Below are 16,702 nucleotides of genomic sequence, written 5' to 3'. Positions count from 1 at the left end.
GGTGGCGGGATACCGGGAGAAAAGGGAAAAGGCATGGCGGCACTCACCAATCTTCTGACTGACATAGACGGCGTTTCGGTCGGCAGTGTTACCGATCTTTCCCTTGGCTCCGGTGTTACGGCGATTGTTTTTGAAAAGCCCGCCATTGCCTCAGGTTCTGTTCTGGGCGGTGCGCCTGGCGGGCGTGACACGGGCCTGCTCGACCCGGCGATGACGGTTGAAACCGTGGATGCCTTCGTGCTGTCGGGCGGCTCGGCCTTTGGGCTTGATGCGGCAGGCGGCGTTCAGGCCGGGCTGCGCGAGATCGGCCGCGGCCTTCAGGTCGGTTCCACCCGCGTACCCATCGTGCCGCAGGCGATCCTCATGGATCTTCTGAATGGCGGCGACAAGGACTGGGGTTTGCATTCGCCCTATCGAGACATGGGATATGCGGCTTTCAAGGCGGCGCGTGCGGCGCATTTCGAACTCGGGACGGTCGGTGCGGGGACGGGAGCAACGACCGCGACCTTCAAGGGAGGGCTGGGGTCGGCAAGTGCTGTCAGTTCCGGCGGATATAAAGTGGCGGCTATTGTCGCCGTCAATGCGCTTGGCTCGGCAACCCTCGGTGCGAGCCGGCATTTCTGGTCTGCTCCGTTTGAGGTGGCGGATGAGTTTGGCGGAAGCGGGTTTCCGCAACGGTTTGAGCCTGAAAATACCGCCTTGCGCCTCAAGGGGGTCAATCTCACGGCAACGACCATCGGTACGGTGGTGACGGATGCCGCACTCACGAAAGCGCAGGCACATCGCCTTTCCATCATGGCGCATGACGGGTTGGCCCGCGCCGTTCTGCCCGCCCATTTGCCGAGTGACGGTGACACCATGTTCGCGGCCGCGACGGGCGAGAAGCCGCTTGAGGGCGGCGTTCATTTCGCCGAACTTTGCCATCTTGCCACCATTGTGATGGCGCGGGCCGTGGCGCGTGGCGTCTATGAGGCGACGGCCTTGCCGGTGGATGGAGCGCAAAAGGCCTATCGCGATCTTCATGGACGGAGCCTTTAACCGATGAGTGAGGCTCTTCCGCCACTGAAACCTGTCCTTCGCATTGATTTTCCGCCCGGACAACGCCTCGGCCACGGCAAGATCGAATTGATGGAACTGATTGTCGAGACCGGCTCGATTTCCGCCGCCGGGCGGGCGATGGACATGTCATATCGCCGCGCGTGGCTGTTGGTGGATGCGCTGAACCATATGTTTCGACAACCGGTTATCGAATCGCAGCGCGGCGGCAAACAGGGCGGCGGGGCGGCGCTGACCGTCTTCGGCACCGAATTGCTGGCGCGTTATCGCGACATGCAAATGCGGATGAACGAAGCCCTACATCAGGATATCGACTGGCTGGAGGCCAACCGCAATCCTGATGCTGCTCTCAATAGGGATCGATAGCCGCTGACTTTATGATTGCATGCACCGGTTTTCCGGGTTCCAGCTGCAACCTTTCGCGAGAGAGGTCTGTGATGCGCGACTGGATGATGTCACCGCCGCAATCCACCTGAACCGTGACCATGGCGTCTTCGCTCACTGAAACGTTTGCGACACGGCCGTTGAGAATGTTGAGCGCGCTCAAGCCTTCAGGTTTTACGGTTGCAAGCATTACATCGCGTGCGGGTATGAGCACGCGCACCGGGCTGCCGCATATTCCGCTTTTTGCCGGAACGTGAAGCAGCATGGTTTTTAGCTTTACGGCGGCAAGCCCATGCCGCTCGTCGAAGCTTTCAATGCGCCCGGAAAGAATGCTGCCCGCCTCGCGCCTTTCGAGATGGGTGCTGAAATCGGGTCTTGCCAGCACTTCGGCGGCTTTTCCCTGCGTTTCCACCGTTCCGTCGTTCATAACAACGATGCGATCGGCCAGACGGGCGACCTCGTGGATCGAGTGGCTGACATAGACAACAGGGATTTTGGTCTCGTCCCGCAGCCGTTCGAGATAGGGAATGATCTCCGCTTTCCGCTGTTCGTCCAGCGAGGCGAGCGGCTCGTCCATCAGCAGCAATCTGGGTGAAGAAAGCAGGGCGCGGCCGATAGCCACACGTTGCTTTTCGCCGCCGGAAAGTTTGTTCGGGCGTCGGTGCAGAAGATGGCCAATGCCGAGCATGTCGATGATATTGTCCCGATCGGTGCCCGTGGTTTTATTCGCATTGAACCACCCGCCGTAGTTCAAGTTTTGGGCGACGCTGAGATGCGGGAAGAGCCGCGCTTCCTGAAAGACATAACCGAAATGGCGTTTGTGCGCCGGCAGAAACAGTCGTTTTTCGCTGTCGGTCAGCATTTTGCCATCAAGTGAAACCTGTCCATCATCCGGCCGCAGCAGGCCGGCGATGATGCGTATTATTGAAGTTTTGCCGGAGCCCGAGCGCCCGAAAAGCGCGGTCACTCCGCCTTCGGACGTGAATGACGCGTCAAGTTCGAAGGCGCCAAGACGGTGGCGGATGGAAACCGAAAGCGTCATTCCATGCTCATCCGTTTGCCGATTACGCGGGCCAGCAATTCCGAGACGAGCAGAGCGAGCATGGAAATCGCAACCGAAACGATTGTAAGCCGCAGCGCACCGGCGTCGCCGCCCGGGACCTGCGTGAAGGTGTAGATGGCGGCGGACAATGTCTGCGTTTCGCCCGGAATGTTCGAAACGAAAGTGATGGTCGCGCCAAATTCGCCCATGGCCTTTGCGAAAGCGAGAATCATGCCGGCGATGATGCCGGGCAGGGTCAGTGGCAGGGTAACGGTGAGGAACACCCAGAGCGGATTGGCCCCCAATGTTCCCGCCGCCTCTTCCAGCTTGCGATCCACCGCTTCGATGGAAAGGCGGATGGAGCGCACCATCAGCGGAAAGGCCATGACAGCGCATGCGAGAGCTGCCCCCGTCCACCGGAAGGAGAAGACGATGCCGAACCAGCTGTCGAGAAATTGTCCGATGGCGCCCCGGCGGCCGAAAAGAACCAGCAGCAGAAAACCGGTTACGACAGGCGGCAGGATAAGCGGCAGGTGGACGATGCCGTTGAGGAGAGACTTGCCCCAGAAGCGGCCGCGCGCCAACGCCAAGGCGATGAGAATGCCGAACGGCAGGCTGGCGAGCATGGCAACGGAGGACACCCACAGGCTGAGCCTGATCGCCGTCCATTCTTCAGGGCTGAGTGTCCACCAATGCAACGCCATATCCCGTAACCGTCATCTCTTGCGGCCCCTGGGCCAGGGAAAGCAGTTTATTTCAAGACCGTGAAGCCCTGTTTTTCGAAGAAGGGCGTTGCCTTTTCGGACTTCAGGAAATTCAGATAGGCTTTTGCCGCCGGCGATTTTGCCTCCGAAAGAATGGCCACGGGATAGATGATCGGCGGATGGCTGTCTCCAGGGAACGTGCCGACGATCTTCACACCGGGATCGGCAGCCGCATCGGTTTGGTAGACGATGCCATAGGGCGCCTCTCCGCGCGAGACGAGCAGCAGGGCGGCACGCACGCTTTCCGCGCCGGCGACCTTTTGTTCGACCGACGACCAGACGCCGAGTTTTTCCAGCGCGGCCTTGCCGTATTTGCCGGCGGGTACGGAATCCACCGCGCCCATGGCCAGGCGGCCGTCACCTACCAGAGCCCCAAGATCAAAGCCCTGCTTGATCTCGACCGGCTTGGCCTTGTCGGCGGGAGCGACGAGAACGATGCGGTTGCCTAGAAGATTGGAGCGGCTGTCAGCGTTGATCAGCTTCTTTTCAGCGACATGATCCATCCATGCAAGGTCGGCGGAAATAAAGATATCCGCTGGTGCGCCCTGCTCGATCTGCTTGGCGAGCGCTGAACTTGCGGCATAAGAAGCCGCCGCTTCATTACCGCTTTCCTTCGCCCACTCGGCGTTGATGCCGTCCAGTGCGTTTTTCATGCTGGCTGCGGCAAACACCGTGACTTTTTCGGCGGCATGGGCCGGAACGGCTGCAAAGGAGGCCGCCAGCCAGAAGGACGTCACTGTGGCGATGGTTTTGAAGAAGCTGCGACGCAAAAGTCTCATGGTGTGATGCCCCGGTACGAGATATTCATATGAATATATCGATAGGCCTATCGCGCATTCATTATATTTTCAAGGATATATCGAAGGATGACAAAATTCCCGGGGTTGGGGGGCTTCCAACCTCAGTTCTCTGCTTGCAACAGGAATGCATGGGATGAGCGTCTGCGCCACGGGAGTGTCTTTTCAGACCGAAGATTTGGGCTGACTGAAACGCCGTGACAGCTGTGGGGGATGGCAAGCACACAAGAAACGGCAAAGGTCGTAATCAGATATCGGGCCCAATGTTTCTGTCGGACCGTAAGTCGGATCAAAAACGCTCGCCGGCGAAATGGGCTATCTGTGCACCTGCTTCGTAATAGGCTTCCTTCAGAGCCCTGAAGGGCTGCGCTTTTGGTTCCGTTAAAGGCAAAGGCAATTCCGCTTCGGTTATCTCACCGAGAACATGCTGTGCAATGACTTTGCCGAAGGCCGTGCCCGGTGCGATGCCGCGGCCATTATAGCCTGAAAAGCCGACGACATTTTCGGCGAATTTGTGAAAGCGGGGCACGGCATTGTCGGTCATACCGATCTGGCCGTACCATTCACACTCGAACTCGGTATCCCCAAGCTGCGGAAAAAGCCGCTTCAACGACCGTTTCGCCCAGGCGCGGTGAATGGCGGCACCCGTGCCGCGCAGCGCCCCGACACTGCCGAAGACCAGCCGGCCAGCCTTGTCCATGCGGAAGGATGAGAGAATTTCCTTCGTGTCCCAGCAGCCCTCGCGGCCGGGGAGGATGCTTTTTTGCAGATTGTCGCCGAGAGGTCTGGTCGCGAAGTTGAAATAGGGCAGATAAATCTGTTCATCGCGAACGACCTGCCACGGTCCCGTGCTGTAGGCTTCGGTCGCCACCACGATCCATTTGGCAGTTACCGATCCGTTTGGCGTCTTCACGACCCATTGTCCACCGTTGCGTTCGGTGGCTACCACGGGGCTATCCGTATACAGCCGTGCGCCCGCCTTCTGCGCGGCGGCGGCGAGACCGCGAACATAGGCGAGCGGCTGAATTGTGCCTGCGCGGGTATCCAGAAGTGCGCCGGAATAGGCTGTCGTGCCCGTGCGTCTGGCCGTTTCCTCTGCATCGAGAACACGAACGGGCGCGCCCCTTTCGGCCCATTGTTCGCAGCGTTCGCGGATTTCACGGAGCCCTTTTTCACCAACTGCGCAATGCAGCGTTCCGTTTTTTTCGATCTCGCAGGGAATTGCGTGTTTTTCCACCAGGTCTCGCACGAGAAGTGGCGCATTGCCCAGAAGGCCGAGAAGCCGCTCGCCGTAAGTTTCGCCCAGCACGCCAGGCAATTCCTTCGGCATGACCCACATGCCGCCATTGACAAGGCCGACATTGCGCCCCGCGCCGCCGAAGCCGATTTTCCTGGCTTCGAGCAGGGCGACATTTATGTCCCGTTCGGCGAGGTGGAGCGCCGCAGATTGCCCGGTGAAACCGCCACCGACGATAACGACATCGGCAGCCACGGAGCCTTTTAACGCAGCGGTTGCGGGTGGCTGCGGCGCGGTCTTTTCCCAGAGGCCGTGCGAGCGGGGGTCATTATACATCGTTCCACCATGTCCGGGCGAGTTCATTTGGTTTTCGTATGAGTGACAAGCCCTTGTTTATAAGACTTTACAAGCCTCGCCGCCTGTTGAATATCGACATATCGTCAAGAGTTCATTCCATGAGGGAATATGGTTCTGCCGCCTCGCCGTTTTTTGCCGTCGCTTTCGCTACTCGCGGCATTCGAAGCCGCTTCGCGCACCGGCAGCGTTACCGCAGCTGCGCGGGAGCTCGGCCTGACCCAGGGTGCCGTCAGCCGGCAAATCCTGGCCCTCGAAGAACAGCTCGGGGCGGCGCTGTTCCTTCGCGAGCGACAGACGATCCGGTTGACAAGGGCAGGGGAGGGTTATGGCCGGGAAATACGCGAAGCCCTGCGGCGCATATCGACGGCTTCCCTCAATCTGCGCGCCAATCCGGATGGCGGCACGCTCAATCTCGGGGTGCTGCCAAGCTTCGGCACACGCTGGCTCGTGCCGCGCCTACCCGCTTTTATCGCACGCCACCCGGGTATTTCCGTCAATCTTCTGACGCGGTCTTCGCTTTTCGATTTCAAGACTGATACGGTCGATGCGGCGATTCATTTCGGCTTGCCGCACTGGCCGGGTACCGAACTTGTTTTCCTGATGCACGAAAAGATCGTTGCCGTATGCAGCCCCGCTTTCAAAACGCGACACCGATTTTCAACGCCTGATGATCTGCTTCATGTGCCGCTACTCCACATGACAACCCGACCCGATGCCTGGGAGCAATGGTTTCGCAGTCACGGCGTGGTATTCGACAATGTACACGGCATGCTTTTCGATCAGTTCACCACCATCGCCGAAGCGGCGAGCGCCGGTCTCGGTGTGTCGCTCATTCCTGCTTTCATGATCGAAGAGGAGTTGCGAAGCGGCCGACTTGTCGCGGCCGTTGCCGGCGAGGCGGAAAGCGAGGAGGCGTATTATCTCGCCTGCATGCCGGATCGCGCCGGTTACGCGCCGCTTGAAAGCTTTCGGCGCTGGATCGTTTCCGAGGCAGGAGGTGGAACCGGCGTCGAGGCCGGCGAGTTTTCCGCTTAAACCCTTGCGCGGTCTTGCAAGAACGATGCGGCTCAGCCAATAGTGCGCCGTGATGCGTGGCGCAGAGCCGTGCCTTGAAAGTTTCAATACGGGAGATGTCCGTGAAGCCCATTTTTGTTCAGCTTCAATGCGAGCCCGGCAAGACCTATGATGTCGCCGACGCCATCTATAAAACCGAACTGGTGTCCGAACTTTATTCCACCAGCGGTGAATATGATCTTCTGCTGAAAATCTATCTTCCGCAGGAAGAGGATATCGGCAAATTCATCAATCAGAACATCGTCAATATTCCGGGCATCGTTCGTTCGCTGACAACGCTGACCTTTACGGCCTTCTGATAACAATTTGAGAGTCTGCGACGGCCTCTCATTCTGCCCGTCCCGGGAGCCTGCCAGCTCAGCTCCTTGTCGGAACAAGGAAATGTGGGAGGCTTAGGCGCGTTTGCGAATTTCGCAAAAACCTGCATAGGCAGACCTATTAAAGTGGAAGGCGGTGTCTTGCAGGCAGGACTGTCAGCCAAAGGAAAAGCGCGCCGCCGGCCCACAATGTCGGGTCCGATATGGGGCGCGCTTTCGTTTTGACGGTTTTGTAAGCGGGCGATGGCTTTCGCGCATCAGGCTACCGCGGCCAGGTTCCGATTACGCACGAGGTCGCGAATCGCGATCCGCACATCGTCCGCACTGTCGAACTTCTGCTCGTCCAGATCGTGAACGTGGAACTTCACCGCAATAAACTTCAGCCGGTCGTTGTCCGGGATGACGATGCCGACGGGCTCGCCGGCGAATTCAATAACTTGCTTCTGCATAGATAAACTCCCGCTGTGGCTACTTCTCACAGCATGTTGTCGAACTGATTTTCAGGAAATTGAGACTGTTAAGTCACATTCGACAGCAGCGGGAACACGTGGATTTAAATCCAGCATTCCAGGATTCAAGACCAAGGATTGCGTTGATGCGATTGTATTTTGACATGACACACTCCCTGTATTGGTGTTGATCCGGAATCAGGAGACTCGTTCTCCAGTTCCACACTGATAATCCAGACCAGCACTAAAATCAATGCTGATTGTTATAGGTAGAATATTTTTCTTTATGATGACAGGAGAGGGGCGGAATTGTGAAATTTTTGTTTCCGCTTGGGGCCGGCTTCAAAAGGCCCGGCGCAACGGGCTTTTTTAGCTTTTTTTAATCGTGTCCGGATGGCTGCGGCGGATAAATATGATCGTTTCCGTTGAAGTCAGATATTGAAAAACGGCCGTCCCGGGTCTTTTCAGCCGCATTTCCGCCAATGGGCGCCTTGCCGTGGCCGCCGGGTATGTCGAGAACATAGGTCGGTTGGCAGAGACCGGAGATGCGTCCGCGCAAGGCAGACACGATTCGCTGCCCTTCTTCTATCGACAGGCGGAAGTGGCTGGTGCCGGGCGCCAGATCGGGGTGGTGAAGATAATAGGGCTTGATGCGGGTCTCGACGAATGCCCGCATCAGTTCGGCAAGAATCGCCGGATCGTCGTTGACACCTTTTAAAAGCACGGTCTGGCTGACCATGGCGATCCCCGCGTCAATGAGGCGTCCCGAGGCTAGTCTTGCGGCGTCGCCGAGTTCCCGCGCGTGATTCGCATGCAGGGCAACATAAGTCGTCTTGCCGCTGGATTTCAGCGCGTCGATCATCGCTTCATCGATGCGATCGGGATCGACTACGGGCACACGGGTGTGGAAGCGGACGATCTTCACATGCGATATGTCTTTCAGTCGTTGCATCAGATCGAAAAGTCGCCGTGGGGAGAGCACCAAGGGATCGCCGCCGGTGAGGATGACCTCCCAGATCGCCGGGTCCGCCTTTATATAGTCGAACGCGGCGTCCAGCTGCTGAGGGCTCATCATGCCATTACCCTGCGGCCCGACCATTTCACGGCGAAAACAGAAACGGCAATAAACAGGGCATATATGCACCGCCTTTAAAAGAACCCGGTCCGGATAACGGTGAACGATGCCATACACGGGGCTATGGGCGTCATCGCCTATCGGATCCTCCCGCTCTTCGGCAAGATGGATAAGCTCGGCCGCATCCGGCACGAACTGCCGGGCGATGGGATCGTTCGGATCGCCGAGGTCAATCAGTTCGGCAACCGCTGGCGTGATAGCCAGTGCGTAACGCTGCGTGACCGGCCGCAGGCTGTCGAGTGCGCCGGCTTCGATCAGCCCTGCTTCCAGCAGTGCCTCCGGTGTCTTGATGGTCTCAGAGCCTGTCATCGTCCGTATTCCACAACCGGGGCCCACATGACGAGATCGATGCGGGGTGCGCCTGTGGCCAGCATCACCAGCCGGTCGAAACCCAGAGCTATGCCGCTTGCCGGCGGCATGATGGCGAGCGCAGCCAGAAAATCCTCGTCCAGCGGATAGGTCTCGCCATAGACACGCTGCTTTTCCGCCATCTCCGTTTCAAAACGCCGCCTCTGCTCGGCAGCGTCGGTCAATTCACCGAAGGCATTGGCAAGTTCCACGCCGCAGGCATAAAGCTCGAAACGTTCCGCCACGCGCGCATCCCTCGGGGATCTGCGGGCGAGGGCTGCTTCGCTTGTCGGATATTCATCGAGAATTGTCGCGCGTCCGAAGCCAAGTTCCGGCTCGACCCGTTCGACGATGACACGGCTGAACATATCCGCCCAGGTATCATCCTCGGCCACCCGGATGCCGGCACTGGCGAGGCTTGCGGCAAGGTGCCGGCTGTCGGTCTCGCCGTCTCCGCTGATTGTGGCCAGAAGGTCGATTCCGGCATAGCGTTCGAAGGCCTCAGCGACACTCAGGCGTTCGGGCTCGAGAAAGGGATCAACGCTGCGCCCGCGATAGGAAAAATGTTTCGTACCCGTGGTTTCGGCCGCGAGAGCGAGAAGAGTGGCGCTGTCCTTCATCAAGCTCTCATAGGTTTCGCCTGCGCGATACCATTCCAGCATGGTGAATTCGGGGTGGTGCAGCGGGCCCCGCTCCCGGTTCCTGTAGACATGGGCGAAACAGGAGATGCGTTTTTCACCCGCGGCAAGCAGCTTCTTGCAGGCGAATTCCGGAGACGTGTGAAGATAAAGCGGCACGGCGTCGCCGCCCGGCGTCACGCCTTCAGTGGCAAATGCGTGGAGATGTGCCTCGTTGCCTGGCGAGATCTGCAGGGTGGCGGTATCGACCTCGAGAAAATCGGCGCGGGCGAAATAGCCGCGAAAGGCCGACTGGACGGCGTTGCGGCCAAGCAGGAAGGCGCGACGGTCGGCATGGACGTCGGGCGTCCACCATGGCGACATTGTTTCGTTGCTTGCGCGCATCGTTCTTCGTTTCCGTCTTCTGTCCCGCCCCGGATTGCGGATAAACAGGCTGCAAAACACCTGGTTGCGTTATTTAAAGCGGTTCCGGGGCGAAAACCGCTAGGTACTCTTCCGCGAATTGCTGTAGAAGGCTGGCAATCCGTGCGGATTTAAGGTAGTTGCGCCCCAGAAAAAAGACAAAACGTCTGCCGGGGCTGGTGCTGCCGCGCAGTCCTTTACGACGCATTTCATCGAGTTACAAGGAAGTCATATGGTCAAGGTTATCGCCTCATCCGTCCGCAAGGGCAATGTTCTCGACGTGGACGGCAAGCTTTACGTCGTTCTCACCGCGCAGAACTTTCATCCCGGCAAGGGCACGCCGGTCACGCAGGTGGACATGCGCCGCATCGTCGATGGCGTGAAGGTCTCCGAGCGCTGGCGCACCACCGAGCAGGTCGAGCGTGCTTTTGTTGAAGACCTGAACTTCCAGTTTCTCTATGAAGATGGCGAAGGCTTCCACTTCATGAACCCTGAGAATTACGATCAGGTCGTGGTGGATGCGGAGACGATGGGTGACCAGAAGGCCTATCTTCAGGAAGGCATGACCTGCGTTCTTTCCATCCACGAAGGCAATCCGTTGGCTGTCGAACTGCCGCGCCACGTCACGCTTGAGATCACGGAAACCGAGCCGGTCGTAAAAGGCCAGACGGCGTCTTCTTCTTACAAGCCCGCCATTCTTTCCAACGGGATCCGCACCATGGTGCCGCCGCATATCGATGCCGGCATTCGCGTGGTCATCGCGACGGAAGACAATTCCTACGTCGAGCGCGCCAAGAACTGATCCTGGCGATCGAGTAGACAAAAAAGCACCGGTTCCCGGTGCTTTTTTTATTCCATGCCGCGAATAACAAAAAGCCCGCGTCGAGACGCGGGCTTTTTTGTCTTTTCGGGCTGTTGATTACATGCCCTTGGCCGCCGTAACGGTCGGGCCTGCCGGCTTCTTCGGCGCGGTCGTCTGGCCAAAGGCATAACCGCCGCCCAGCGCCACGTTCAGCGACACATAGTCCTGCGCGGTCTGCTGGATCGCCGTGGCAAGGCTTGCCTGTGCGGCGGAAACCTGACGCTGCGCATCGAGAACGTCGAGCAGCGAAGAGGCACCGTCGCGGTAGCTGGCGGTCGAGAGCTGCAACGCTTCCTGGTAGGAAGCGACCGTCTTGCGCAATGCGTCGGCGGTGCGCTGGTCGCGATTGACTGCGGCAAGGGCGTTTTCAACCTCTTCTACGGCGTTGAGGACCGTCTGCTTCCATGCGAGATATTCTTCGCGCGCCTGCGAGTTGGCGAGGTCGATATTGGCGCGAATGCTGCCGCCATCGAGGATCGGAAGAACAAGGCTCGGGCCGAAGGACCAGCTGTTTGCCGTACCTCTGTTGCCGCCGCTGACGAAGTTGTAGCTCGGGGTGATGGCGCCGCCGAGTTCAATGCTTGGATAAAGCTGCGATTCGGCAACGCCGATCTTTGCCACGGCTGCCGCAAGTTCACGCTCGGCGACGCGGATATCCGGACGATTGCGAATGAGATCTGCCGGAATGCCGGTGCGTGGCACACTGCGGGCCACGGGCTGACGCGCGCCCTTCTGCAACTCGGCGATCAGCGACGAAGCTGGCAGGCCGAGCAGCGTGGCGATGCGGTGCGCCGCCTTGCGGAAGTTGGTTTCGAGGCCCGGTATGTCGGACAGGGTGGAGTTGACCAGACCTTCGGACTGGACAACGTCGAGCCGCGAAGCCGCACCGGCTTCAAGCTGAAGCTTGGTCAGATCCAGTGTTTCACGGCGGGAAGCCAGGTTATGGCGGGCGATCGCCAGACGCTCCTGATAATAGCGCACGTCGATGTAAGCCGAGGCAACCGAGGAAATCAGCGTCAGGCGCTGAACGTCGACGCTTGAATAAGCCGCATCGAGCGATGCATTGGCGCTTTCCGTGGCGCGACGGTAGCGGCCGAAGAGATCGAGCAGCCAGGAAACGCTGAGGCTGCCGGAAGAGACGTTGGTGACAGGAACGTCGCGGTAGCTGCCCTTCGTTTCGCTGGTCGTGTGGCTGCCATTGGCGGTCAGGCTGGGCAGGCCGCCTGCGCCGGCTGAGATCACGTTGGCTTCAGCCTGGTTGATACGCTCTATGGCCTGCATCACCGTCAGGTTCTGCTTCAGGCCGGTAGCAACGTAACCGTTCAGGCGGCTGTCATTGAAGGCTGTCCACCACGCAACGGTGCTGATGTCGCCGTTACTGGTTTTTCCGGCTTCCGCAAACTTTCCCGGCAATTGGATTTCCGGTGTCTTGTGGTCGGGTCCGACAACGCAGCCTGAGAGCAGCAGCATTGTCAGGGGAAGAGTAGCGCGAATAGACAGCATATAATTTTCCCAATTCTCTGGTTGGCTTACCGAGCGCGGCTTGGTGAAAAATGGGCTGCGCGGTCGATCTGCCGTAGAAACGTGCAATTGCCAAATCGGCAACATTTCTAGCAGCGTATTAACGGTTGGCACAGCCCATTTTTGTTTTGTTAACGCCTTGAAAGGCGACGAATGATGACGAAAAAGGACGGAACGAAGAAAATTCCGAGCAGTGTTGCAGAAAGCATACCACCCAACACTCCAATCCCGATTGCATTTTGGGCGGCTGAACCCGCACCGGTTGCGATTGCGAGAGGCACAACACCGAGGATGAAGGCCAGCGATGTCATGATGATCGGCCGCAGGCGCAGCTTCGCGGCCTCCAGTGTCGCTTCCATGAGACTCAGCCCGTGCTCCTGTCTCTCCTTGGCGAATTCGACGATCAGGATCGCATTCTTTGCCGCGAGGCCGATGGTCGTCAGCAGGCCCACCTTGAAGTAGACGTCGTTCGACTGGCCGAAGAAATGCGCCGCGGCCAAGGCGCCGAGGACACCCACCGGCACGGCCATGATGACCGAGAAGGGGATGGACCAGCTTTCATAAAGGGCGGCAAGGCAAAGGAACACGATCAGCACCGAGAGCGCATAGAGCATCGGTGCCTGTGAGCCGGAAAGGCGTTCCTGATAGGAGATGCCCTGCCACGCGACCGTGTAACCGCCCGGCAGGCTCGCCGTCAGCCGTTCCATCTCGTCCATGGCATCACCGGAGGCTACGCCGGCGCCGGCAGTGCCTTCGAGCGAGATGGCGCCCGTGCCGTTAAAGCGCGCCAGAGACGGAGGAGCGTTGATCCATTTCACCTCGCTGAAGGAGGAGAATGGCACCATCTCGCCGCTGGTGTTGCGGGCATACCAGAACTTGAGATCGTCCGGCTGCATGCGGTAAGGCGCGTCGCCCTGGACATAGACGGGCTTGAGTTCACCGTTGAGGGTGAAGTCATTGACGTCACGACCGGCGAAGATCGTCGACAGCATCAGATTGACAGAGGAAAGATCGACACCCATTGCCCCCATCTTCTCCTGATCGAGGATGATCTTCATCTGGGTTTCGTTGTCCTGGCTGTCGCTTCGAAGCGAGCTGATCTTCGGATTGCCGGTGGCAAGCGCAATCAGTTCCTTGGACGAAGCGGTCAGGGCATCGGTGCCGTTGCGGCCGCTATCCACGAGATACATCGAGAAGCCGCTCGATGTACCCATGCCCTGAATGGCCGGCGGCAGAAGCGGGAAGACCTGGGCATCGCGGAAACCGAAGAAGGTGCCCATGGCGCGCTGGACGATGGCACCCGCGTGCTGGTCGGGAGCCGTTCGCTCGGCGAAATCCTTGAGTTTGGTGAAGACGATGGCGTTGTTCTGGCCCGAACCACTGAAGCTGAAGCCGAGAACGCCGAAAACCGATTCGACATTGGCGGCTTCCTTTTCGCGGAAGTAGTTTTCAACCTGCTTCACCACCTCATTGGTTCGCTCGATATTCGAACCGGTCGGCGTCTGGATGATGGTCAGGAGCACGCCCTGGTCTTCCTGCGGCAGGAACGAGCTGGGGAGCTTGCTGAAGAACCAGACGCAGCCGCCGATGACGATTGCGAAGATGATCATGACGCGCAGGGGCCGCTTCAGCAGATAACCGATGGAGGACACGTAGCCGTCCGTCGTCTTGCCGAAGCCGCGGTTGAACCACGCGCCCGGCCCGCGCTGCTTCTTGTGATGGTCGATCGGCTTCAGCATGGTGGCGCAGAGCGCCGGCGTCAGCACGATGGCGACTACGGCCGAAAGCAGCATGGCCGAAACGATGGTGATCGAGAACTGGCGGTAGATGATGCCCGTCGATCCGCCGAAGAAGGCCATCGGAATGAACACGGCGGTGAGCACAAGCGCGATACCGATGATGGCTCCGGTGATCTCACCCATCGACTTCTCGGTGGCCTCGACCGGCGACAAACCCTCCTCCGACATGATTCGTTCGACGTTTTCGACAACGACGATGGCGTCGTCAACGAGCAGACCGATGGCCAGAACCATGGCGAACATGGTGAGCGTATTGATGGAATACCCGGTGAGCGCGAGAACGCCGAAGGTGCCGAGAAGCACGACCGGCACGGCGATCATCGGAATAAAGGTGGCTCTGAGGTTCTGCAGGAACACCAGAAGCACGACGAAGACGAGGATGATCGCCTCGATCAGCGTATGCACCACTTTTTCGATCGACAGTTTCACGAACGGCGTCGTGTCATAGGGATATTCGATCGCGACGCCTTCAGGCAGCGAACCTTCGACGTTGGTCAGGGCAGCTTTTACACGCGCCGCAGTGTCGAGCGCGTTGGCACCCGTGGCAAGGTTGACCGCGAAACCGGCCGAAGGGCGGCCATTGGAGCGGGAATCGCCGCCATAGGTTTCCTGGCCGATTTCAATACGGGCAACATCGCTGAGGCGGACGGTTGCGCCATCCTTTTCGACTTTCAGGATGACCGATTCGAAGTCGGCGACAGTGGTGAGCTGGCTCTGCGCCGTCACCGTCACGTTGAGCTGCTGACCCTTGACGGCGGGAACGGCACCGAGCGAACCGACCGAAACCTGGGTGTTCTGGCTTTCGATGGCGCCGGTGACGTCTGCGGTGGTCAGCTGGTATTTGTTGAGCTTGAAGGGATCCAGCCAGATACGCATCGCATATTCGGAGCCGAAGACATTGATGCTGCCCACGCCTTCCAGGCGCTTGATCTGGTCTTCGACACGCGAGGAGAAGACGTCGCCGAGATCGGCCGAATTGCGCTTGCCGTCGGTGGAGATCAGTGCACCAACCATCAGAATGCTCGATGTCGAGCGGCTGACCTGGATACCCCGCTGCTGCACGGTATCGGGCAATTGCGACTGGACAAGCTGCAGCTTGTTCTGCACCTGAACCTGCGCGATGTCAGGCAGGATGCTGTTACCGAATGTCAGCGTCACTTCGGAACTGCCGGTCGAGGACGACGAGGTCATATAGGTGAGGTCATCGAGGCCGGTCATGCCGTCCTCGATGATGGTTGTCACCGATTTTTCCACGGTCTCGGCGCTGGCGCCATTGTAGGTCGCGCTGACGCGGACCGTTGTCGGTGCAATGTCGGGATATTGCGAAATGGAGAGAGTCCAGATCGCAAGGGCGCCGCCCAGCATGATGACGATGGCGATAACCCATGCAAAAACAGGGCGCCTGATGAAGAAATGGGCCATGGCAGTCCTTGCCTTACCTTTTACGAGCTTCGACCGGAGGTCTCGCGCTCATGCTTATTTCGAAGGCGCGGCGGCAGGCTGAGCCTGCTGCGGCACAACGACGATACCCCGATCGTCAATGGTCACTTCCACCGGCGCCACGGTTGCGCCGTCCGCGATCCACTGGAAGCCGTCGACGATGAGCTTGTCGCCATCCTTGACGTTTTCCGTCACCAGCCAGGCGTTGCCCGACTGCTGGCTGGAAGGGAAGGTGCGGGTTTCCACCTTGTTTTCCGCTGTCACGAATTTTGCCGTCAGCTCGCCATTGGCGTTTCGGCTCGCCGCGCGCTGCGGGATACGGAAGCCCTTTTCCTTGCCGATGGTCAGCGTGGCGCGAACATAGGTGCCGGGAAGCAGGAGATCGTCCGGATTGTCGAAGAGGGCGCGGATGGAGAAGGTGCCTGTCGTTTCGCTCACCGCCATGTCAGACATGTCGATCTTGCCGTCATGCTTATATTCGGTGCCATCTTCCAGTGTCAGATGAATGCCGGTCTCTTTCGTGTCGCCACCAAGTTGACCGGACGATATCGCCTTTTTCAGACGCAGGAGATTGGTGCTGGATTCCATCAGGTCGATGTAAATCGGATCGATGCGACGAAGCGTTGTCAAAGCGGTCGTCTGGTTCGCGGTCACCACGTTGCCGATGCTGAAGGCCGTTGCGCTGGTAATGCCGTCGAAGGGTGCACGGACCTTCGTGAGATCGAGATTGATCTCCGCCGTTTCCAGCGCCGCCTTGGTCTGGGCCACATCGGCCTGCGCCTGCAGCAGCGTCACCTTGGCGTTTTCATATTCGATCTGGGTGGCACCGCTGTTAACCAGCCGTTCGTACCGGGCAAGGTTGGCTTCGGCGCTCGGGACACTCGCTTCCGCCTTCGCCACGTTTGCCTTGGCCTGCGCCACTTCCGCCAGATAGGTATTGTCTTCGATCTGGTAGAGAACGTCGCCCTGCTTCACCTCGCTGCCTTCCTTGAAGGGAATTTCACGGATGATGCCGGTGACCCGCGGCCGGATTTCAGCCGTCTGGAACGCGCTGGCGCGGCCGGGCAGAACAGTGGTCAA

15 protein-coding genes (1 of these 15 only partly in view) are annotated in these 16,702 nt (G+C 59.0%); 5 read left to right on the top strand and 10 right to left on the bottom strand.

What is annotated here, in order from left to right; all coding sequences use genetic code 11:
* Positions 1–33 precede the first annotated feature (33 nt).
* Both EYD00_RS10915 and EYD00_RS10910 read left to right on the top strand, forming a co-directional pair.
* Positions 34–1,038 (top strand): P1 family peptidase, encoded by a 1,005-nt coding sequence (locus EYD00_RS10915; RefSeq protein ID WP_004443632.1) that lies wholly within the window; start codon positions 34–36, stop codon positions 1,036–1,038.
* A gap of 3 nt (positions 1,039–1,041) precedes the next feature.
* Positions 1,042–1,422, top strand: coding sequence for a winged helix-turn-helix domain-containing protein (locus tag EYD00_RS10910; RefSeq protein WP_004443629.1), 381 nt, complete (start codon positions 1,042–1,044; stop codon positions 1,420–1,422).
* On the opposite strand, the gene modC is transcribed toward EYD00_RS10910, so the two are convergent.
* The 4 genes from modC to EYD00_RS10890 all read right to left on the bottom strand — a co-directional run bounded on the left by modC (position 1,406) and on the right by EYD00_RS10890 (position 5,616).
* Complete coding sequence (gene modC, locus EYD00_RS10905) at positions 1,406–2,482, bottom strand: molybdenum ABC transporter ATP-binding protein (RefSeq protein WP_004443627.1); 1,077 nt, start codon at positions 2,480–2,482, stop codon at positions 1,406–1,408. The genes EYD00_RS10910 and modC overlap by 17 nt on opposite strands.
* Positions 2,479–3,186 carry a molybdate ABC transporter permease subunit gene (gene modB / locus EYD00_RS10900; protein WP_004443624.1) on the bottom strand — a complete coding sequence of 236 codons (708 nt, stop codon included), beginning with the start codon at positions 3,184–3,186 and terminating at the stop codon, positions 2,479–2,481. The genes modC and modB overlap by 4 nt, the downstream gene beginning before the upstream one ends.
* Before the next feature lie 47 nt (positions 3,187–3,233).
* The gene (modA, locus tag EYD00_RS10895) at positions 3,234–4,025 is read right to left on the bottom strand and encodes a molybdate ABC transporter substrate-binding protein (protein WP_004443622.1); all 792 of its coding nucleotides are present in this window, start codon (positions 4,023–4,025) and stop codon (positions 3,234–3,236) included.
* 307 nt (positions 4,026–4,332) lie between these two features.
* Positions 4,333–5,616 (bottom strand): NAD(P)/FAD-dependent oxidoreductase, encoded by a 1,284-nt coding sequence (locus tag EYD00_RS10890; protein WP_004443619.1) that lies wholly within the window; start codon positions 5,614–5,616, stop codon positions 4,333–4,335.
* A 129-nt stretch (positions 5,617–5,745) separates the two neighbouring features.
* On the opposite strand from EYD00_RS10890, the gene EYD00_RS10885 reads away from it, so the two are divergent.
* Together EYD00_RS10885 and EYD00_RS10880 are read left to right on the top strand one after the other, a co-directional pair.
* Positions 5,746–6,672 carry a LysR family transcriptional regulator gene (locus EYD00_RS10885; protein WP_004443617.1) on the top strand — a complete coding sequence of 309 codons (927 nt, stop codon included), beginning with the start codon at positions 5,746–5,748 and terminating at the stop codon, positions 6,670–6,672.
* Between the two features lie 101 nt (positions 6,673–6,773).
* Positions 6,774–7,010, top strand: a complete 237-nt coding sequence (locus EYD00_RS10880) for an Lrp/AsnC ligand binding domain-containing protein (RefSeq protein WP_003521320.1) — start codon at positions 6,774–6,776, stop codon at positions 7,008–7,010.
* A 275-nt stretch (positions 7,011–7,285) separates the two neighbouring features.
* On the opposite strand, the gene EYD00_RS10875 is transcribed toward EYD00_RS10880, so the two are convergent.
* The 3 genes from EYD00_RS10875 to epmA form a co-directional block, all read right to left on the bottom strand.
* Complete coding sequence (locus EYD00_RS10875; RefSeq protein ID WP_003492264.1) at positions 7,286–7,477, bottom strand: hypothetical protein; 192 nt, start codon at positions 7,475–7,477, stop codon at positions 7,286–7,288.
* 379 nt (positions 7,478–7,856) lie between these two features.
* Positions 7,857–8,921: a lysine-2,3-aminomutase-like protein gene (locus tag EYD00_RS10870; protein WP_004443612.1), complete on the bottom strand. Its 1,065-nt coding sequence runs from the start codon at positions 8,919–8,921 to the stop codon at positions 7,857–7,859.
* Positions 8,918–9,982 (bottom strand): EF-P lysine aminoacylase EpmA, encoded by a 1,065-nt coding sequence (gene epmA / locus EYD00_RS10865; protein ID WP_004443610.1) that lies wholly within the window; start codon positions 9,980–9,982, stop codon positions 8,918–8,920. Before epmA ends, EYD00_RS10870 begins: the two co-directional genes overlap by 4 nt.
* 250 nt (positions 9,983–10,232) lie before the next feature.
* Between epmA and efp the strand changes: the two genes are divergently transcribed.
* Positions 10,233–10,802 (top strand): elongation factor P, encoded by a 570-nt coding sequence (efp, locus tag EYD00_RS10860; RefSeq protein WP_004443607.1) that lies wholly within the window; start codon positions 10,233–10,235, stop codon positions 10,800–10,802.
* A gap of 117 nt (positions 10,803–10,919) precedes the next feature.
* On the opposite strand, the gene EYD00_RS10855 is transcribed toward efp, so the two are convergent.
* The 3 genes from EYD00_RS10855 to EYD00_RS10845 form a co-directional block, all read right to left on the bottom strand.
* Entirely contained in the window at positions 10,920–12,365 is a 1,446-nt protein-coding gene (locus EYD00_RS10855) for an efflux transporter outer membrane subunit (RefSeq protein WP_022556884.1), read from the bottom strand.
* 149 nt (positions 12,366–12,514) lie between these two features.
* Positions 12,515–15,604 (bottom strand): efflux RND transporter permease subunit, encoded by a 3,090-nt coding sequence (locus EYD00_RS10850; protein WP_004443603.1) that lies wholly within the window; start codon positions 15,602–15,604, stop codon positions 12,515–12,517.
* A gap of 54 nt (positions 15,605–15,658) precedes the next feature.
* On the bottom strand, positions 15,659–16,702 hold the 3' portion of the coding sequence (locus tag EYD00_RS10845) for an efflux RND transporter periplasmic adaptor subunit (RefSeq protein WP_006699119.1). It continues 159 nt past the right edge of the window; only the last 1,044 of its 1,203 coding nucleotides appear in the window; its start codon lies beyond the right edge, outside the window — the gene reads right to left on this strand; its stop codon occupies positions 15,659–15,661.

It is taken from the genome of Agrobacterium sp. 33MFTa1.1, assembly GCF_004328495.1.
GTDB classification, from domain to species: domain Bacteria; phylum Pseudomonadota; class Alphaproteobacteria; order Rhizobiales; family Rhizobiaceae; genus Agrobacterium; species Agrobacterium pusense.
The sequence above is the reverse complement of the archived record's forward strand: the minus strand, read 5'-3'. Positions and strand labels throughout refer to the sequence as shown.